The sequence below is a fragment of the Dasania sp. GY-MA-18 genome (assembly GCF_024734385.1).
Classification (GTDB): Bacteria; Pseudomonadota; Gammaproteobacteria; order Pseudomonadales; family Dasaniaceae; genus Dasania; species Dasania phycosphaerae.
In genome coordinates, this window is sequence record NZ_JANHAP010000007.1 from 134,168 (window position 1) to 152,895 (window position 18,728).

The following is an 18,728-nucleotide window of genomic DNA, read 5'->3' on the forward strand; positions in this document are numbered from 1 at the left end:
CACTGCGTATTAAAAAGATGATGGCGCTGTTTTAGGAGTAAAAAAGATGAGTGGCCTAGGATTGATTATTAACGGCAAACGGGTAGCTACAGCAGAGAGCTTTGATGTTATCAACCCCGCCACAGAACAAAGCGTTGCCCAGTGTCCGCAAGCTAGCCAGGCTCATGTAGATCAAGCGGTAGCTGCCGCAAGGGCGGCGTTTACGGATTGGAGTCAGGTTGATGATCAAGAGCGCAAAGCAGCCGTGCATAAAATTGCCGACTTGCTGGAGGAGCATGCTGTTGAACTAACACGCTTAATTACCCAAGAGCAGGGTAAACCGCTACAGGGCTTTGCCGGTTTGGGCTCAGAGTTTGAACTCGCTGGCGCAGTAGCTTGGTGTCGAACCACCGCCGAGTTAGATTTGCCGGTAAAAGTGTTGCAGGACGACGAGACTCAGCGCGTTGAGTTGCACCGCAAACCGCTGGGAGTGGTGGGTTCTATCACGCCTTGGAACTGGCCTTTACTAATTGCCATTTGGCATGTAATCCCCGCCATACGCAGCGGTAATACCGTTGTGCTAAAACCTTCGCCGTTTACGCCTTTAGCGACACTGCGCTTTGTTGAGTTGGCTAATCAAGTACTGCCCGCCGGTGTATTAAATAGCGTGACGGGTGGTGGTGATATAGGCTCGTATATGAGTGCGCATGAGGGCATTAATAAAATGGTTTTTACTGGCTCTACCGCAACCGGCAAAAAAATCATGCAAGGTGCCGCCAGTAATTTAAAACGCTTAACCTTAGAGCTGGGTGGCAACGATGCCGGTATCGTATTGCCAGATGTTGATGTCGATGCTGTAGCCATGGGTATCTTTGCCACTGCTTTTATTAACGCTGGCCAAACTTGTGCGGCGTTAAAGCGCCTGTATGTGCACGAAGATGTTTACGAGCCTTTGTGTGCCGCATTAAAGGCAATTGCGGATAGCACGACACTGGGCAATGGCTTAGATACCGGTGTGGATTTTGGCCCTGTACAAAACCCTGCGCAGTTAAAAATTGTAGAAAGCTTGGCGCGGGATGCCGAGCAGCAGGGCGGCCGTTTTCTCAGTGGCGGCCATGCTCCGCAAGGGCCCGGATTCTTTTTCCCCATTACACTGGTGGCCGATGTGACGGACGGCTGTCGTTTAGTGGATGAAGAACCCTTTGGCCCAATCTTACCTATAATCAAGTATAGCGATATAGACGATGCCATACGCAGAGCCAATAACAACGCCTGTGGTTTAGGTGGCTCGATTTGGTCCAGCGATATCAAGCTGGCCGCGCAGCTGGCAAACCGTTTGGAATGTGGCACAGTGTGGATAAACAACCACGCGGCGGTACAGCCCAACGTGCCTTTTGGTGGGGTTAAACAGTCCGGCTTTGGGGTGGAGTTTGGCAGCGAGGGCTTAGAGGAATACACCTCTATACAGTCAGTTTTTATTCCCAAGTAAACCAGCGCTAGGCTTAATAGGATACAGGCCACTGTTGATCAAGACGGAAAAAGAGATAAAACCATGTACCGTACAAAAACGTTTCATTTTTTAGCGCGAATAGTTGTCACTTGCTTGGCTTCAGTTGTGGCTGCTAGCAGCTATGCCGCTAAAGCAGAAATGCCGCCCTTGGCCATAGAAGAAATTGGCCGTATAGAAAAGCTGCCGGCCAGTTACCCAGAAGATTGGGTGCTTATCGATGAGTCCAGCTTTTTTAATATGTATGGCGGCAAGGTTATTATTTTAGATGTGGCTGAAAAAGATCACCCCAAACGCATGAAGGGCATGTTGAGTAAAAGCATGTTGGGCAATTTTACTCAATCTGCTAAGCGCGGTGAGTATTACATTATAGAGTCGTTTCACGAGCGCGGTTCACGCGGGAAAAAATTTGATGTGCTGGTTATTTATGACAAGCAAACCTTAAATATTAAAAAAGAAATCCTCTGGCCCACCGATCGTTTGCAATCTTTGCCTGAGCGTTACTCCATGTCGGTGTCTGCCGATGAGCGCTTGCTGTATGTGTCTAATTTTAATCCCGCGGCTTCTTTTACTGTGGTGGATTTAGATAGCAGAGAAATTGTAGAAACTATAGGCACGCCGGGTTGTGTACTGACTTATCCCATGGGCAAGCGCAGGGTGGTGTCTATATGTAGTAATGGCGGCTTACTGACCACGGTGTTAAATGATGATGGTACGTTAAAGTCCCGCCATCGCATGGCGTCTTTTTTTGATACCGACGACAGCGCTGTTTTTGAATGGCCAGTGTTGGTGGGCGGCAAGGCCTATTTCCCCAGTTTTCACGGCGATTTACACGTAATAGATTTTAGCGGTGAGGTGGCTGAGTATCAGGGAAAGTGGAGCTTAACCAATAAGCAGGAGCGCGCAGCAAACTGGCGCCCAGGTGGCTTAGCCCTTACCGACAGGGATGATGCCGGTCACCTCTATATTATTATGCAGCCCGATGGCCACGAAGGTACACAAACCCATGGGGGTAGCCAGGTATGGGTGTTTGATTTGAAAACAAAAAAACGCTTGCGCATTATTGAGGTGCCTAACTGGGCGGTGTCGCTGGCAGTGACTCGTGGCGATAATCCCAAATTGGTGATTACCAATGGTGAAATGAATCTGGACATCTTTAATGCAAAAGATGGCAGCTTTATACACACGGTTACGGACTTTAATAACATAACTCCCTTGTTAATACACAAGTCTTATTAAACCGTGTTGGAGGTTGAGGGAATGGAATTAGTTTCAGTACTAGTGAATGCCGCAGCGCTATTTTTATTATGGCTGTTTGTGGCTGCGGGCTCGCATAAGTTACAAAGCAATAATAGCGAATACTATGAAGTGATTTTTGCTGGCTACGGTATTCAATCCGCATTTTTAGCGCAGCAACTGCCTAAGCTAGTCGGTGTAATTGAAGTGGTAGTGGGGATGCTGTTATTGGTGCCGGCCTTGCGACCTTGGGGCGCTGCCGCTGCGGCTGTCATTTTGGCGGCTTATGCACTATTGATTTTATTACAGTTATTGCAAGGTAAGTCAGGCATGGACTGTGGTTGTGCTGGGCCTGATGGCGAAATAAAAATTAGCCCAGCGTTATTGCTAAGAAATTTAGTGTTGTTGAGCCTGGCTGTGTTTTGTTGGCAGGCGGTAGTTACAGTTGGCGTGATGCCTTGGCTAATATCGGTATTAGCGGCCACTGTTTTAATACTGGTGTATTTAAGCGGCGAACAACTCATGGTAACGGCGCAAAGAATTCAATTAATACAAAGGGGTTAAGCTTGGACATACTTGTGATTTCAAATATTGTGTTGTGGATTGCCGTAGTGATTATGGCAGTTGTGATTTTTGCCCTAACCAGACAAATAGGGGTGCTCTTTGAAAGAGTGGCTCCGGCAGGGGCTTTGGCGGTTAATCAAAACTTGAAAGTGGGGCAGGTCGCGCCGGAGTTGTCGTTGCAGACTATGGATAATCAATTGCTTAATGTCGGCGGTGCATCTGAGGATGGACGTTCACAGTTACTGTTTTGGGTGTCGCCGGAATGCCCGGTGTGCAAAACCTTATTGCCCGCGTTAAAAAGCGCCGCCAAGGCCGAGTCCGATTGGCTTAAATTAGTACTGGCCAGTGATGGTATGGAGTTGGACCATCAGGCTTATGTAAAACAGTACGATTTACAAGGGCACCCTTATATTGTTTCTGAATTGCTAGGTAAAACCTATGGCGTGGCCAAACTGCCTTATGCGGTAGTGATAGATGAGCAGGGCAAGATAGCCTCTATGGGTATTATCAATTCACGCGAACATTTGGAGAGTTTGTTTGAAGCTAAGGAGCGCAAGGTTGCCTCCATACAAGATTATTTAAGCAATCGTGTTGGCCACTAGAGATCACTAAGGTTTATAACAATGAAAATACTGGATAAATTTTTTGAGCGCACGGCCAGATCGGTGGCGCAGCAATCTTCCCGGCGCGGTTTGTTAAAAAACTTAGGTGCAGCATTAGTGGGCGGTGCCAGCATACCCTTATTACCGGTAGCCAGAGCCGCTGAGCCCGCACCGAAAATGCCTGCGGAAGAGGGCGATCCGGCCAGCTGTGAATATTGGCGTTATTGCGCGGTGGATGGTTTTCTCTGCCAGTGTTGTGGCGGCACTTATAACTCCTGCCCGCCGGGTACAGAGATGTCCACCATTACCTGGGTGGGCACTTGTCGCAACCCCGTGGATGGTCGCAGCTATGTGATTTCCTATAACGATTGCTGCGGCGTTAATCAATGTGGCACTTGCCTGTGTCAGCGCGATGAGCGCGACCGGCCCTTATATAGATCTGACAAATCCAACGATATTAATTGGTGTTTGGGCTCCAAGAGTTATGTTTATCACTGCTCTACCGCGATAGTGGTGGGCGTGGCGTTTGAGCAATGATACGGGCACTGCTGCTAATTGCGTTGCTATGGCCAGCCAGCCAGCTTATGGCTGAAGCGGTAAGCAATGAGCGTCGTGCCAAATTTAATTATCAAATGTTTTGCCAGGGCTGCCATACCCAAGATGGTATGGGGGGCAGGGGGGTACCGCAGCTAAAAGGTTTTATGGGGCATTTTCTTAGCTCGCAGGTGGGCCGTGAATATTTAGTGCGCGTACCCGGCTCGGCTAATTCGGTGTTGGATGATGAGCAGCTGGCTGAGGTATTAAACTGGATGCTGTTAAATTTTGCAGAAGATAGTTTGCAGGCATCGTTTCAACCTTATCAGGCCAGCGAAGTGGCAGGCTACCGGCAACAGCCCTTGATGGAAGTCCTGGCTTATCGCAAAGCCTTGGTTGCAGCGTTGATGAAGCAAGAGGGCTTAGCGCTATCTTCACCCTAGTGCGGCTACTAATGGGTATAAAGCTAAAAGGTTAATCACAATGAAATACGTAACAATAATAATGCTGTTGAGTGCGCTGATAACCGCGAATAGCGCAACGGCAGATGCGGCGGATATGGCTAAAACCTGTGCCGCTTGCCACGGCGCTAATGGCATCGCCAGCAATAGCCAGTGGCCTAATTTGGCGGGTCAGAACAAAGACTATTTAATTGCGCAGCTACAGGCTTTTCGTGACGGCAGCAGAGTCGATCCATTGATGTCACCCAGCGCCAAGTCACTCAGCGATCAGGATATCGCCGCTCTGGCCACTCACTATGCCAGTTTGCAGCCTGCGGTCAATACTGCCCCAGCCAAACTAAACCTGGCGGGTATGAATATACGCGCCCGCTGTGTGTCCTGCCACGGCATGGAAGGCAAGCCGGTAAACTCGCAGTGGCCCAATATTAACGGCCAGCAACAGGCGTATTTAGCCAAGCAATTAACCGCCTTTCGCGATGGCAGCCGTCATAGCGAAATTATGAAGGTCATCGTTAAGGGTTTTAGTGATCAACAGATAGCCGATGTGGCGGAGTACTACAGCCAAATACCGCGTTAGCCTGCCCCTATATGCGTGAGAGCCACTCTTGCCCTTGCGCCTGTGTTTTTAGCCCCCGCCTTTAAATAAACCTATGCTGCGTCCGCCTTGGTTAAATTCAAGGCAAGACTGCGGTATAATCGCCCGCAACTAGCTAGCCCCAGGGGTTTTTATCTCTTTGTATCTCCAGCCCGCTATGCCCAGGTTTTATAGTCGCTAAGTGTTTTTAGTGCCTGCCTGTGACAGCTTTGGGATTAGGGCTAATACCAGGATTTACCAATAAGCTGTTATAAATCAACAGTTTATCTAAACTACAAATATATCTGTAAAGGCAGTATGTGAAATGGCTACGTATTCAACTAATGAGTTTAAAAACGGTCTCAAGCTGATGTTAGAGGGCGACCCCTGCACCATACTTGAGAACGAGTTTGTGCGCCCAGGTAAAGGTCAGGCGTTTAACCGGGTTAAGTTTCGCAACTTAAAAACTGGCAGAGTGTGGGAGCGCTCCTTAAAGTCTGGCGAAAAGCTGGAAGGCGCTGATGTACTGGATATAGAGGCCGAGTACCTCTACAGCGACGGTGAGTTTTGGCACTTTATGGAGCCCAATACTTATGAGCAGTATCAGGCCGATGCCAATGCGGTAGCCGATGTTAAAGACTGGCTAAAAGAGCAAGATAAGTGCGTGGTTACTCTATTTAATGGAGCGCCTCTAGCCGTACAAGTGCCCAACTTCGTAGACTTGGAAGTTACCGATACCGATCCCGGTGAAAAAGGCGATACCGCCCAAGGTGGCAGCAAGCCGGCGACCCTTAGCACGGGTGCGGTAGTACGCGTACCGCTATTTATTAATATTGGTGAAGTCTTGCGTATAGATACACGTACTGGCGAATATGTTAGCCGCGCTAAAGGCTAAACTCCCTCACACGGCTCTGCTGATTTAGCAGGGCCGTTATTGTTTTTATGTATTCATGTTAGTGCAGCCTATGTCAGTTTGGCAACCCTCCGCGGCTATCTCACGACTACAGCATCGAGCGCAATTATTAGCGCAGACGCGGCAGTTTTTTGCTGAGCGCGGGGTATTGGAAGTGGAAACCCCGTTGCTATGCCAGCACGCAGTTACCGACCCCCATATGCCCATTTTGGCGGCTGATAACCCCTTATTGGGCGAGCAGCCCTATTATCTGCAAAGCTCCCCCGAATATGCCATGAAGCGTTTATTGGCAGCGGGCAGCGGCCCTATTTACCAATTGTGTAAAGCCTTTAGGGGCGGTGAGCAAAGCCGCCGTCACAACCCTGAGTTCAGCATGTTGGAGTGGTATAGGCCGGGCTTTGATCATTTCCAATTAATGGACGAAATATCGGATTTATTAATAGCGCTAATGGCTGTGCCTGCGGCGCAACAGATTTCTTATGGGGAATTATTTGAGCAGCACTTGGGTATCAACCCCCATACCGCAACCGCAACGCAATTAGAGCAATTGGCCCGTCAGCAGCTTGATATACAAATGCACAGTGATCAGCGTGACGATTGGTTAAATCTGTTAATAGCCGAAGTGATAGAGCCCAAGCTGGGCTTTGATACCCCGCTATTTATCTACGATTACCCCGCCAGCCAGGCAGCCCTGGCAAGGCTCGCCACAGACGCTAACGGCCATGCTGTGGCGCAACGCTTTGAGCTGTATGTGCAGGGTATAGAGTTGGCCAATGGTTATTTTGAGTTAACCGACAGCGCTGAACAGGCGCGGCGTTTTCAGCAAGAGCAGCAACAGCGCCAGCAATTGAATCAGCCTGCGATGGCTAGCGATGCTTATTTATTGGCGGCTCTAGAATCGGGCCTGCCTGAGTGTGCGGGTGTGGCTTTGGGCTTTGATCGCTTGGTGATGCTGGCCCTGCAGTGTGAGCGCATCGATGAGGTGTTGAGCTTTACTAGCGATAAGGCTTAAGTTTTTAGTTGCAAGTTGCAAGTTGCAAGTTGCAAGTTGAAAGAAAAAGAAATATTAGGCGAACATGCGCCATAGGCCGATGAGGCTAATTAATAATAAGGCGCTGCCCACTAAGCGAAAAAACACTTGGCTTTCGGCCTGTAATAATTTTTTGTGTAACAGTAAACCCAGCCAGTGGCCCAAGCCTGCGCAAGGCAATAGCCAGAGTTGATGGATCAGCTGTAAGTCTACCCCTGCGTAAATAAACGCAGCCATTTTTATCGCTACTAAAATAAACCACAGCATAAACAGCGTGTTGCGCAGCTGCTCTTTGGCAACGTGATTCACAAAGGCGACAATAATTAAAGGCGCGCCTATTAACGAAGTGCCGCTGACATAGGCTCCCAAACATAAAAAGAATACATCCAGCCATTTATTTTTGCTGCTAAAAGGTTTGTTAATAATATAACTCAGCGCATAACAGGCCACGATAATAAAAATAATCCCACTGAGTATATTGGCGGGTAAGGTGATCAAGCCAAACACGCCTACCAGCTTGGGCACTATCATGATCGCCATGGATTTTTTTAAATAGGCCCAGTCTATGGTGCTGGTATGCGTTGTGTTGGAAGGTGCGGCCTTGGCGCTGTGTTTAAGCTGGCGTTGATCCAGCCAAATACTTAAGGCAGAAAAAAATAATAAATGAACCGAAATTAGCGGCAAGTAAACCAGCGGATCATTGTGTATTAATAGCATAAAGGGCAGTGATAACACCGCCCCGCCAAAACCCAGGCCGGAGCGTACAAAACCGCTCCAAACAAAGCTTAGGGCGATAAGCCCGTATTGCAGATCACTGAGTTCTGCCAAAATAACAACCTAAGTTTACTGTTGTTTATGCAGAAGTGATTTCGCCGAATAGCTCACCCATTACCGTAGGGTAATCGGCCGAGAACTTGTCATCCCACTCCATTACGCCTTTGGGGAAGATCACTATGGCAGTAGAGCCCAGCTTAAAGCGGCCCATCTCCTCACCTTTTTCTAGGCGTATGTTTTGCGGCGCTGCTTGGCCGTCTTGCTGGTAATGGTGGGTTTGAATTTGGCGTTTAATCGGTGCGACTTGGCCTGCCCAGGTAGTTTCTATGCCAGCCACTATCATGGCACCCACTAACACCACGGCCATGGGGCCTATGTCAGTGTCAAAGATACACACGGCGCGTTCGTTGCGCGCAAACAGGCGCGGCACATTGTCGGCGGTAGTGCCGTTCACCGAGAATAAGTCGCCAGGCACATAAGTCATGGACTTGAGAGTGCCCGCCATGGGCATATGCACGCGGTGGTAATCTTTTGGTGATAGGTAAACCGTGGCAAATTTACCGCCCTCGAAAGGCTGCGCGGCTTCTACATCGCCGCCCAATAGCTCTAGCAGGCTGTAGCTTTGACCCTTGGCTTGAAAGATACGGCCATTTTCAATATCGCCCAGCTGGCTAATCGCCCCATCGGCGGGGCAGGCTATAGTGTTATCACCTGCAACTATGGGCCTAGCATCGGGTGCTAAGGCGCGGGTAAAAAAGGCATTAAAGTTTTTATAGTTTAGCGGCTCGGGGTCGGCGGCCTCGCTCATATTGACGCCATAATGGCTGATAAAGCGGGTAATAAAGGTGTTTTTTACCCAGGGCCACTCACAGTCAGCGACCTTGCCCACTAGGCGGGATAGTAAATGCTGGGGGGTAAGGTATTGAGCGATAATAAAAAGTATTTTCACAAAGAGTCCTTGGGTCATAGCGACGGGTAATAAGGAGGGGGATTGTACTAAATGTCACCCTAAAAGCACATGCAAAGGCGCTGGCGAATAGCTGGTGGTGGTTTATATTACAGGGATGCAGTTAAGTTTTTGCAGCTTATGGTCACTAAGCAGGTAAAGGGAGAGTACATGAAAACGCCAGAGATACCGGAAAACGAAGCCCAACGGCTATTAGATTTAGTCGCGCATAATATACTGGATACCAAGGCGGAGGAGCGCTTTGATCGCATCACACGCCTAGCCCAGCGCACCTTTAAGGTGCCTATCGCTTTGGTGAGCATAGTTGATAAAGATAGGCAGTGGTTTAAGTCGCGCTGCGGTTTGGATGCGGAGCAAACCCCTAGAGATATTTCATTTTGTGGTCACGCAATCTTAGGCGACAGCGTTTTTGCGGTAGAAAATGCCTTAGAGGATGAGCGCTTTAGAGATAACCCGCTAGTGACAGGCCCCCCCAATATACGCTTTTATGCCGGTTGCCCTTTGAATTCCGCCCAAGGTTATAAGCTGGGCACCCTTTGTATTATTGACGACAAACCTCGCAGCTTTGATGTTGAAAACAAGGCCTTGTTAGCAAGTTTTGCCGAAATGGTGGAGTGCGAGTTGCATGAGTTATGCCATGAAGGCAATTAGCCGGCCCTATTTAGTAGTGGCTGTAAAGTGCTAATCGCCAATAGTTTTGTGACATATTGCCAAAAATAATTGCTGAGTTGTTCGCTGCTATTCCGCTATTATCGTTCCCAATCTAGGACGCTTTTAGAAAGGAAGCAATATGAAGACTCTATTTTTATCTATCCCCCTATTGATAGTCGTAGCTGCCACCTCTGCTTGTGGCGGCGGCGGTGGCGGCGGTAGCTCTGAAGCTGCGGCTAGTGTTGCTATTGATTCTACGCCTGCAATTTATAAGCCTGATAATTATATAAATTCTGAAGTCTATGACGGTAGCCTGCAGGGTACTTGGGTATTAATAGAAAACTCTACTTTGCAGTTTGACTTGGATGACTTTTCATCATTAGAAGGCTTTTTTGAGCTGCAGTATTATCGACGTACTTTGGTGTATTTATATGATGATGAGTATGGGGTTGATGCTTTTTATTGTATGGATGGCGGGCTTTATACAGAAGATTACGGTATTAATTTAAGTGCTGATGATGTCTCGTTTAATGTAGGTGCTTACACCTTTAATGGCACTGCCGTTAATAATAACCATATAGAAGGTAGTTTTACTGGCGTGAGTGATGGTGCTGAGTTTTTACGCAGTACAGTGACTTTACATAAGCTGGAATCTTATGATTCTGGGCCATGGGTCGATTTTGGCACTTTAGATTTTGAACCTAGCTCTGAAAGCTTTGCAGTGAGCTGTTATGAGCAAGTCAGCTTGTCGGGCGAGGACTATATAGACGGGACTTTAGTGCCGGTTAGCGCAGAGCTACTGTTTATTGATGGTTATGACGATTCTTTTGACCTTGCTTCGTTTACCGCTTTTGAGGTGGATGTCGATGGTGAGGCTGCAAGCTTAGTCGAAGTGGATACGCCGTTAAATTATTATCTTGATGACGAAAGCGTTGCAATTACATTACAAAATAATACGGTCAACAGCATTAAAGGTACGGTTAGTTCCGCCAGTGGCACAGTCACTTTCGACGTTAATACGCACTAAAGTTAGTGCTTATAACTGCTCTAGAGAGTTAGCAATAGACGCATAACTCGCTATGCGCTCAGGGCTAATCTTCCCCTCTGCTATGGCTGCTTGCAACGAGCAGCCGGGCTCACCTTCGTGTTTACAGTCTCTAAACTTACAGTTGTTTAGATAGGGGCGAAACTCCACAAAGCCATCGGCCACTTGCTCGCGGCTCATATGCCATAGGCCAAATTCCCGTATGCCCGGTGAGTCGATTAAGTCGCCGCCCTCGGGGAAGTGAAACAGTTTGGCGGTGGTGGTGGTGTGGGTGCCCTTGTTGCGAGCCTGTGATAGCTCTCCCACTTTAATATCCACGCCAGGTAGTAAAGCGTTGATTAAAGAGGATTTCCCTACACCCGATTGCCCTACAAATACGCTGGTGCGATCTTTAAGGGTGGATTTTAAAGCGCTGAGCCCATCCTGGCTTTTAGTAGAGGCCTCTAAAATCTTATAGCCTATTTGCGGGTAAATCTTGAGCAAGTCATCCATTTGTTGGCGACCTGCTTCATCTAATAAGTCGACTTTGTTGAGCAAAATTAACGGCTCTATATTGACCGCTTCGGCTGCGACTAAGTAGCGGTTGATTAAATTGGCATGGGGCTCGGGGTGCAGAGCCAGCACGATGACGATGTAATCTATATTGGCAGCAACTGGCCGCAGGTTGCCGTGGCTATCGGGGCGTGATAGCTCGCTGCTGCGTTCGCTGGTGGCCACCACCACGCCGGTGGGTTTGCCCTCGCGCCAAATGATTTTGTCGCCGGTGACTAACGAGCCTAGATTAGCCCGTAGGTGGCAGCGCTGTGCCGGGCCGGGCTGATCTAAGGGCTCTACATCTACTTGCTGGCCGTAGTGAGCGATTATTAAACCGTTTTGTTCTGGCCCTAACTCGCCTTCATTGATTTGCTCGTCTATGCGCTGGGCGCGTTTGTTGGCCCGCTCGCTGCGTTCATCTTGAATTTTTTGTATACGCCAGTTTTGGCGGCGATTGAGTTTGCGCTTAGACATAAGAGTTCATTGCAAAAATAGGTGGGGCTATTATTAATCCTCAAGCCGTGCTTTGCTACACTTAGGCCTGATTTAATTGCTTAAGCGTACAATTACTGGGAAAGATGCATGTCTGATAACTTAAATTTAATTTGGATAGACCTAGAAATGACCGGTTTAGAGCCCGATACCGATCATATTATTGAAATTGCCACTATTGTGACCGATAGCAATTTAAATATTTTGGCCGAAGGCCCCGTGATGGCCATACATCAGCCCGACGAAGTGCTGGCGGCTATGGATGAGTGGAATACCAGCCACCATGGCGCCTCTGGCCTAACTGAGCGGGTGCGCAAAAGTACTATTACTGCTGCCGAGGCCGAGCAAAAAACCATAGCGTTTTTACAGCAATATGTGGCGCCTGGGGTGTCGCCTATGTGTGGCAACAGCGTGGGCCAAGATAGGCGTTTTATGGTGCGCGAAATGAAAGCCCTAGAGGCTTATTTTCACTATCGCAATTTGGATGTCAGCACCCCTAAAGAGCTGATGCGACGCTGGCGCCCCGATTTAGAGGCGGGCTTCACCAAAAAAGGTGCTCACTTGGCCTTGGACGATATACGCGAATCTATCGCCGAGCTGCAATACTATCGTGAGCACTTTTTTAAATTATAAAGGTTAAGCTTTAAGTGGCAAGCTGCAAGCGACAAGTGGTAAGGCTCAGGTGTTGTGGTTTCGCTCTTGAAGCTTGCAGCTTTGATCTTATTTGATCACCGCTGCTATAGCGTCGGCAGCGTAATCTATATTGGCTGTTGTTAAACCGGTAAAGCTGATTCTTCCCGAGCCCACCATATAAATACTGTGCTGTTCACGCAGCGCGGTGATTTGTGCTGTATTTAAAGGCAAAAATGAAAACATACCGTGTTGCTTAAGTAAGTAGCTAAAATCTACTTGCTGCTGTTTTTGCTGTAGCTGCTCGGCTAGCTGGGTGCGCATAGCTAAAAGGCGCTGGCGCATGGTCTCAACCTCTGCCTGCCAGGCTAGGCGACTCGCTTCATCCATTAAAATAGTTTTAACAATGGCGGCGCCATTGGCGGGAGGGATGGAGTAGCAAGCGCGAGCAATGGCCAGCAGCTGGCTGACTATAGAGCGGTTTTGCTTGCTGTTGCTGCTTAACACGCTAATGCTGCCGGTGCGCTCGCGGTACAGGGTGAAGTTTTTAGAGCAGGAGGCACTGACTATAAGTTCAGGCAAATGCTCGGCCATATAGCGTATGCCGTAGGCGTCCTCTTCCAGACTGTGGGCAAAGCCTTGGTAGGCCTGGTCTATTACTGGCACTAGATCTTTTTCTAAAACTAAGGCCGTTAAATCACGCCATTGCTGTGGCGATAAATCGGCGCCGGAAGGGTTGTGGCAGCAGCCGTGCAGTAATACGGCATCCCCTGCTTTGGCTTCGTCCCTGAGCGTATTTAGCATTTGCTCAAAGTCTATAGTCTGTTGCCCTATACGGTAATAGGGGTAGGCTGCCGTGGCTATGTTTGCGCTGGCAAAAATAGCGTAGTGGTTATCCCAGGTAGGTTGGCTTAACCATAGTTTGCTGTTGGGGTTGCTGCGGGCAATTAGCTGCGCAGCCAGGTATAAGCCGCCGCTACTGCCAGGGGTTTGTATAGTGCTGATGCGCTGTGCCTGCAATGCAGGGTGTTGCTGGCCAAAAATAAGCTGCTCTATGCAGTGGTTATATTCCATATCTCCCGCTATGCCGGTGTAGGTTTTGCTGGTTTGTTCGCTGAGGTACTTGTGTTCGGCCGCTTTTACGGTGGTTAAAATGGGCGCTATGCCGGTTTCATCTTTATAAACGCCAGCACCCAAATCGACTTTTAGTGGATTATTATCCTGCAAAAAAGCGCCGATCAAACTCAAAATAGGGTCATCAGGTAACAGGGCTAGTTGTTCAAACATGGTTTTATCCTAGCGAGGTGTGAAGGTAAGGAGCATATTATAGGAGAGCTGATAGTGGAATAGAAAACAAAAATATTAGCTGTGGCTGTCTTTTTAATGTGGCGTGCATGAGGCAATTGGCAAGGCTAAATCCTTGTTTTAATTTAATTAAAAAGCCAGCAAGGCTATTCATAAGACGTAACCGCGTCTAAACTACAGCTCACTAAAATATACATTCATGCATTGCTAGTATTCATTTTTATATGGCTATTACGACCACACCATCAGCTTTAGACGGCCTCTTAGATCCGCATTATTTAGCGACAGCAATCAAGGCCTGCCGTCAAAATAAAAGCTTAACCGTTGATGAGCTGGCCATTTTGGCCAATGTGCCCGCTGAGTTGGTTTATGCCTTGGAGGATGAGCAAACAATTGCAATAGAAGTGGCGAATGTTTTGCAGTTGCTAGAAGTGGTCTTTCCCGAGCAGTTTCATAAAAGCAACCTCGATCAATACAGCCAGAGAATTACCCGCATTAATCAACAGCAATTAGTTATTAATAGCTTGGTGAGTCAAAAGGCTATCTATGATAGCGACTTTAATGCAGCAGCGGCCATTATTGTAGCTGAGTTGGCTAAAACATTAGCGGCGGAATATGCCGGGATATGGTTGTTTGATGAGGGTAAGCAGTCGTTATTTTGCGCTGCTGCCTATAGTTTGTCAGCGGCGGCCGCTCCACCTGAAGCTTATAGTCTAAAAAACTTTCCCGATTATTTTAAACATGCTGGTAGCAAACGTACGCGGGTAGCAGATTTTACTAAACCTAACCCTGTTATTAGTGAGTTCTGTCAGCAAGAGCTTACATGTTGGGGGGCAAGCGCTGCTTTATGTACAAGCATTTATTTGCACGATGAGCCTTTGGGCATAGTGTTTACTGAGCACGTGGGTGACAAGCGGCTTTGGCACAGTGATGAAGTGTCTTTTCACGGAGAGGTCGCTAATATTATTACCTTGGCTTATATGAATGCCGAGAGCAAAGCCAGCAGACTTATATTGCTGGAAAAACAGCGTTTGTATCACAGCACTATTTTCGAATTATCCCGTATGGATTCAATAATTAACGGCGATATCGCTACTGCTGTCCCGGTTATTACTGAAAGGGTTGCACAAGTTTTAAAAGTTGCCGTCGTTGATATTTGGTTGATGAATCCTAGTCAGGATACTTTGTTAGGTTTGGATGAATATCATAGCGATGACCAACAGCATCAGCGCCCGCAAAATTATAGTCGTAAAAAATTCCCTAGACTTTTTCAAGCCATAGAGCAGGAGCGGGTAGTTGTTGCTAATGATGTGCGCTCGGATATACGGGTAAATGAAGATATGGCTTTGTTTACCAGTGAGGGGATTTCATCGCTACTTTGTGTGGCAGTTAGAGCGCAGGGCAAAACCGTGGCCGTGCTGTCTATTGAACATGTGGGTGAGCCCAAAAACTGGCAACCAGATGAAATTGCCTTTGCCGGTGAGGTCTCTGAACAAGTTTCACAGCTGGTGATTAATTATAACCATGCTAAAAAAGATATCAGTAGCAAACGTCGTAAGACCATAGAAAAAAACTGCCAACAAGCAACTAAAAGCTTGTTAGTTAATAGTTTGTATGAGCAGGAGGATTATCGCAAAAGTATAGAGGAGGTGTGCCGTCTGTTGTCGGGGGTTTTAGAGGCTGAGTTTGTTAGTGCCTATCTCCTGGATGCCAAGAAAAACAATATCAATGGGCTGGCGTTGTATCAACTTTCTAAAAAAGATTTTTCCTACCCTAATAATTATCAGTGGCAAGAAGGCCAGCAATACTATCGCTTGCTAGCCAAAGAGAAGGCAATGATTTGTCATGACTGCCAAAATGATAAGCGTTTTGCTGAGTTTGACGAATCGCACCGTGAACAAGACATTAGAGCTTTGATTGAAGTGGCCGTCTGTCAGGGGGATGACATGGTGGGCATGCTGACAGTTGAGCACATCAAAGAACCGCGGCAATGGCTAGATGAAGAGGTGGCGCTGTGTATCAGTGCGGCAGAAAAAATTAGCCATATATTAGCTAAAAATGAAAAGCATCAAGCAGAGCAACGATACCAACAGCAGCTACAGCGTGAAAAATTACAAAACCAGGCTGTTTTAACTCTGCTAAAAGGTAGGGCCTCTATTGATAACGATAGGCATAAAACCATAGAAGAAGTATGTAAGTTAACTGCGGAAGTGCTGCAGGTTGAGTACGCAGGCGTGTACTTATTCGATGATAAAAAAGAACATTTGTATTCCGAGTCGCTTTATAGTTTGTCTAGTCAGGTTTTTTGGACAGAAAAAGATATATATGCCATTAGTGAAGCGCAGGATTATTATCGTGAACTAGAAGAGCATAGAACCTTAACCTCTAGCGATTGTTTAAATGATGAAAGACTTAAGGGGCTTTCCTATATAGAGGAGGATGGCGTGCAGGCATCAGCCGATACCTTGATTAGAGTTAATGGTGTTTCGGTAGGGGTGTTAAATGTTGAGCATACCGAACAGCGTGAATGGCACAAAGATGAAATGGCCTATATGGGCACAGTGGCAGACCATATTGCCCAGGTGATGCTGGCCGATGAAATGCGTAGAGAAAGTGATGCCTATGCAAGCGTGGCTAAACGGCGCCAAGAACTGGAGCATATGGTTAATCACGGCCAGTTTGTGTTGATAGATTGGGTAGGTGAAAGCTGGAAGATTCGGTTTATTTCCAAAAGTATTAGCCAGTTTGGCTATGAGGCAGATGATTTTTACCAGGGCCGTGTTAGTTTTTTTGATCGCATACACGCAGATGATGCCAGAGAGGTGGATCGCAGGCTAAAAGAGTTTGAAGTTGATAAAAATACAGACAAGCTCAGCTTTGAATACCGCCTATTAACCCAAGATGGCGAAGCGCGCTGGATAGAGGAATTGGCGCAAGTTGTGCGTGATGAAGATGACGGCGTGCTGCGTTACTACTCGGTGATACATGATATTACTTCTCGAAAAGTGATAGAAGAATCACTGCTAGAATCTAAAGAAAAAATGCAGCGCATGGCTTTTTACGATGCACTGACTGGTTTAGAAAATAGAGCCCTGTTTAAACAGCAGCTAGAGCACGCGATCAAAACCTCACATAGGCAACGTAAGCCTGTGGCTTTGCTTTACCTAGATGTTGATAATTTTAAAATGGTTAACGATACACTAGGGCACGACGCCGGTGACACCTTGTTAAAAATCGTTGCTGATCGCTTACTGGGTTGTGTGCGTGAAGATGATACCGTTGCCCGTATAGGTGGCGATGAGTTTACCGTATTATTAACCGAGGTGAAGGGTAGGCCGGGTACTAAGCGGGCAGCAGAAAAAATTATTGATGTGTTTACTAAACCGATTAGGCTAAACGATCAAGAACTTATAATTAGTCCTAGCATAGGCATTACTATGTGCCCCGAGGATGGGGTGGACAGTACATTGCTGATGAAAAATGCCGATTTGGCCATGTATAAAGCCAAAGCCTTGGGGCGCAATAACTTTCAATTTTATACCGAGGATTTAGACTCGGAAATTTCCAAGCGTGTGCAACTGGAGGCAGAGTTGCGACAGGCGTTGAGCCAAAAGCAGTTTGAGTTATATTTTCAGCCCATCATTGATTTAAGCAGTTTACGTTGCGTGAGTGTTGAAGCCTTGGTGCGCTGGCACCACCCCGAGCGAGGCTTGGTGCCGCCTGATGAGTTTATCCCCGTTGCTGAAGATACCGGTTTGATCATCCCGCTGGGTGAGCAGATTTTTGTGATGGCCTGCGAGCAGGCCGCTAAGCTTAAGCAGGCTGGCTTGGGCAATATAAAAATAGCGGTGAATCTTTCGGCCAGGCAGTTTCACGACCCCGATTTACTGGCCATGGTGACGCAGTATCTACAAGATGCTGGTCTGGAGGCGGGGCAGTTAGGCCTGGAAGTTACCGAAAGTCTATTGATGGACAAGGTAGAAAACGCGATTGTGACGCTGAAAGGTTTAAAGGCCTTAGGTTTTTCATTGTCTATAGATGATTTCGGTACGGGCTATTCTTCGTTAAGCTATCTTAAACGGCTGCCCATAGATACGGTTAAGGTTGATCGTTCTTTTGTGCGTGATATACCCGGCGATAGAAATGACATGGAGATCACCGCCGCGGTAATCGCTATGGCTCATAAACTTAATTTAAATGTTGTTGCTGAGGGTGTGGAAGAGTTAGCGCAGCAAAGTTTTTTGATTCAAAACGATTGTAATTTTGCCCAGGGTTATTATTACAGCCGGCCAGTGTCAGGTAGTGATTTAGTGGCGGTGATTAATGCCATGGAGTCTAAGCAAATTTAAGTCTGGCAATTAATTGTCTCTCAGTGAACATAATTTGTTTTTTGCTTTCTTTTAAGTGAGACCGTAAAGTGATTGCTGCATAGCTATAGCGGCTTAGCAACACACCTTTAGGCGATACTAATAAAACATTTAACAAGCTTGGGAGTTAATCAATGAAGACGGTTGCTAAATTAACCTTGGATGATGCCCGCATAATGATGGCCGCGGCAGAAAAAAAAGCCTTGGCCATAGGTGTAGACATGGATATAGCCATAGTCGATGACGGCGGGAATTTATTGATGTTCCAACGCATGGACGGTGCCCGCATTACCAGTATCCACATTGCTATAGATAAAGCCTTTACGGCTGCCGCTGCTCGTAAATCTACCCGAGCCTACGGCGAAACCAGTGGCCCCGGCCAGCCTACCTTTGGTTTGAATGTGTCACATCAAGGTCGCTTTATGATAGTGGCGGGTGGCCTGCCGGTGTTTGTTAATGGTGACATAGTAGCGGGTATAGGCTGCAGCTCGGGCAGCCCCGATCAGGATGAGGATGTGGCACAGGCAGGTATAGAGGCTCTAGAGGCCGCTATAGCCTAATAA

18 protein-coding genes are annotated in these 18,728 nt (G+C 47.4%); 14 read left to right on the forward strand and 4 right to left on the reverse strand.

Going from position 1 to position 18,728, the window contains the following annotated elements; genetic code table 11:
- Positions 1 to 46 precede the first annotated feature (46 nt).
- From NO559_RS09955 to epmA, 9 genes are all read left to right on the forward strand, one after another.
- Positions 47 to 1,468, forward strand: a complete 1,422-nt coding sequence (locus tag NO559_RS09955; RefSeq protein ID WP_258331674.1) for an aldehyde dehydrogenase family protein — start codon at positions 47 to 49, stop codon at positions 1,466 to 1,468.
- Positions 1,469 to 1,594: 126 nt separating this feature from the next.
- Positions 1,595 to 2,725, forward strand: a complete 1,131-nt coding sequence (locus NO559_RS09960) for an amine dehydrogenase large subunit (RefSeq protein WP_258331675.1) — start codon at positions 1,595 to 1,597, stop codon at positions 2,723 to 2,725.
- Positions 2,726 to 2,746: 21 nt separating this feature from the next.
- Positions 2,747 to 3,286: a MauE/DoxX family redox-associated membrane protein gene (locus NO559_RS09965; protein WP_258331676.1), complete on the forward strand. Its 540-nt coding sequence runs from the start codon at positions 2,747 to 2,749 to the stop codon at positions 3,284 to 3,286.
- A gap of 14 nt (positions 3,287 to 3,300) precedes the next feature.
- Positions 3,301 to 3,888, forward strand: a complete 588-nt coding sequence (locus NO559_RS09970; protein ID WP_258331677.1) for a redoxin domain-containing protein — start codon at positions 3,301 to 3,303, stop codon at positions 3,886 to 3,888.
- A gap of 21 nt (positions 3,889 to 3,909) precedes the next feature.
- Positions 3,910 to 4,425, forward strand: a complete 516-nt coding sequence (locus NO559_RS09975; protein ID WP_258331678.1) for a methylamine dehydrogenase light chain — start codon at positions 3,910 to 3,912, stop codon at positions 4,423 to 4,425.
- Positions 4,422 to 4,865 (forward strand): cytochrome c, encoded by a 444-nt coding sequence (locus tag NO559_RS09980; RefSeq protein WP_258331679.1) that lies wholly within the window; start codon positions 4,422 to 4,424, stop codon positions 4,863 to 4,865. The genes NO559_RS09975 and NO559_RS09980 overlap by 4 nt, the downstream gene beginning before the upstream one ends.
- 40 nt (positions 4,866 to 4,905) lie before the next feature.
- A complete protein-coding gene (locus tag NO559_RS09985) occupies positions 4,906 to 5,460 on the forward strand; it encodes a cytochrome c (RefSeq protein WP_258331680.1) in 555 nt (184 codons plus the stop codon).
- A 322-nt stretch (positions 5,461 to 5,782) separates the two neighbouring features.
- Complete coding sequence (efp, locus tag NO559_RS09990) at positions 5,783 to 6,352, forward strand: elongation factor P (RefSeq protein WP_258331681.1); 570 nt, start codon at positions 5,783 to 5,785, stop codon at positions 6,350 to 6,352.
- A 70-nt stretch (positions 6,353 to 6,422) separates the two neighbouring features.
- Positions 6,423 to 7,382 carry an EF-P lysine aminoacylase EpmA gene (gene epmA, locus NO559_RS09995; protein ID WP_258331682.1) on the forward strand — a complete coding sequence of 320 codons (960 nt, stop codon included), beginning with the start codon at positions 6,423 to 6,425 and terminating at the stop codon, positions 7,380 to 7,382.
- Positions 7,383 to 7,436: 54 nt separating this feature from the next.
- Here the strand turns inward: epmA and NO559_RS10000 are convergent, their stop codons facing one another.
- Positions 7,437 to 8,228 carry a TSUP family transporter gene (locus NO559_RS10000; protein ID WP_258331683.1) on the reverse strand — a complete coding sequence of 264 codons (792 nt, stop codon included), beginning with the start codon at positions 8,226 to 8,228 and terminating at the stop codon, positions 7,437 to 7,439.
- A gap of 25 nt (positions 8,229 to 8,253) precedes the next feature.
- Complete coding sequence (gene asd / locus NO559_RS10005) at positions 8,254 to 9,123, reverse strand: archaetidylserine decarboxylase (protein ID WP_258331684.1); 870 nt, start codon at positions 9,121 to 9,123, stop codon at positions 8,254 to 8,256.
- A 168-nt stretch (positions 9,124 to 9,291) separates the two neighbouring features.
- On the opposite strand from asd, the gene NO559_RS10010 reads away from it, so the two are divergent.
- Entirely contained in the window at positions 9,292 to 9,792 is a 501-nt protein-coding gene (locus NO559_RS10010) for a GAF domain-containing protein (RefSeq protein ID WP_258331685.1), read from the forward strand.
- 139 nt (positions 9,793 to 9,931) lie between these two features.
- Positions 9,932 to 10,819 carry a hypothetical protein gene (locus NO559_RS10015; RefSeq protein WP_258331686.1) on the forward strand — a complete coding sequence of 296 codons (888 nt, stop codon included), beginning with the start codon at positions 9,932 to 9,934 and terminating at the stop codon, positions 10,817 to 10,819.
- 9 nt (positions 10,820 to 10,828) lie between these two features.
- Here NO559_RS10015 and rsgA read toward each other — a convergent pair whose 3' ends face one another.
- Positions 10,829 to 11,845 carry a small ribosomal subunit biogenesis GTPase RsgA gene (gene rsgA, locus NO559_RS10020; RefSeq protein WP_258331687.1) on the reverse strand — a complete coding sequence of 339 codons (1,017 nt, stop codon included), beginning with the start codon at positions 11,843 to 11,845 and terminating at the stop codon, positions 10,829 to 10,831.
- Positions 11,846 to 11,953: 108 nt separating this feature from the next.
- Between rsgA and orn the strand changes: the two genes are divergently transcribed.
- Complete coding sequence (orn, locus tag NO559_RS10025) at positions 11,954 to 12,496, forward strand: oligoribonuclease (RefSeq protein WP_258331688.1); 543 nt, start codon at positions 11,954 to 11,956, stop codon at positions 12,494 to 12,496.
- Between the two features lie 87 nt (positions 12,497 to 12,583).
- Here the strand turns inward: orn and NO559_RS10030 are convergent, their stop codons facing one another.
- Positions 12,584 to 13,780 (reverse strand): amino acid aminotransferase, encoded by a 1,197-nt coding sequence (locus NO559_RS10030; protein ID WP_258331689.1) that lies wholly within the window; start codon positions 13,778 to 13,780, stop codon positions 12,584 to 12,586.
- 242 nt (positions 13,781 to 14,022) lie between these two features.
- On the opposite strand from NO559_RS10030, the gene NO559_RS10035 reads away from it, so the two are divergent.
- Positions 14,023 to 18,147, forward strand: coding sequence for an EAL domain-containing protein (locus NO559_RS10035; RefSeq protein ID WP_258331690.1), 4,125 nt, complete (start codon positions 14,023 to 14,025; stop codon positions 18,145 to 18,147).
- Positions 18,148 to 18,299: 152 nt separating this feature from the next.
- The gene (locus NO559_RS10040; protein ID WP_258331691.1) at positions 18,300 to 18,725 is read left to right on the forward strand and encodes a heme-binding protein; all 426 of its coding nucleotides are present in this window, start codon (positions 18,300 to 18,302) and stop codon (positions 18,723 to 18,725) included.
- The last annotated feature ends 3 nt before the right edge of the window (positions 18,726 to 18,728 follow it).

Coding starts and splice junctions, on each gene's coding strand:
- efp (WP_258331681.1), top strand. CDS start 5,783: ATGGCTACGTATTCAACTAATGAGTTTAAAAACGGTCTCAAGCTGATG.
- NO559_RS09980 (WP_258331679.1), top strand. CDS start 4,422: ATGATACGGGCACTGCTGCTAATTGCGTTGCTATGGCCAGCCAGCCAG.
- rsgA (WP_258331687.1), bottom strand. CDS start 11,845: ATGTCTAAGCGCAAACTCAATCGCCGCCAAAACTGGCGTATACAAAAA.
- NO559_RS10035 (WP_258331690.1), top strand. CDS start 14,023: ATGGCTATTACGACCACACCATCAGCTTTAGACGGCCTCTTAGATCCG.
- NO559_RS10030 (WP_258331689.1), bottom strand. CDS start 13,780: ATGTTTGAACAACTAGCCCTGTTACCTGATGACCCTATTTTGAGTTTG.
- epmA (WP_258331682.1), top strand. CDS start 6,423: ATGTCAGTTTGGCAACCCTCCGCGGCTATCTCACGACTACAGCATCGA.
- NO559_RS09955 (WP_258331674.1), top strand. CDS start 47: ATGAGTGGCCTAGGATTGATTATTAACGGCAAACGGGTAGCTACAGCA.
- NO559_RS10040 (WP_258331691.1), top strand. CDS start 18,300: ATGAAGACGGTTGCTAAATTAACCTTGGATGATGCCCGCATAATGATG.
- orn (WP_258331688.1), top strand. CDS start 11,954: ATGTCTGATAACTTAAATTTAATTTGGATAGACCTAGAAATGACCGGT.
- NO559_RS10015 (WP_258331686.1), top strand. CDS start 9,932: ATGAAGACTCTATTTTTATCTATCCCCCTATTGATAGTCGTAGCTGCC.
- NO559_RS09985 (WP_258331680.1), top strand. CDS start 4,906: ATGAAATACGTAACAATAATAATGCTGTTGAGTGCGCTGATAACCGCG.
- NO559_RS10010 (WP_258331685.1), top strand. CDS start 9,292: ATGAAAACGCCAGAGATACCGGAAAACGAAGCCCAACGGCTATTAGAT.
- NO559_RS09975 (WP_258331678.1), top strand. CDS start 3,910: ATGAAAATACTGGATAAATTTTTTGAGCGCACGGCCAGATCGGTGGCG.
- NO559_RS09965 (WP_258331676.1), top strand. CDS start 2,747: ATGGAATTAGTTTCAGTACTAGTGAATGCCGCAGCGCTATTTTTATTA.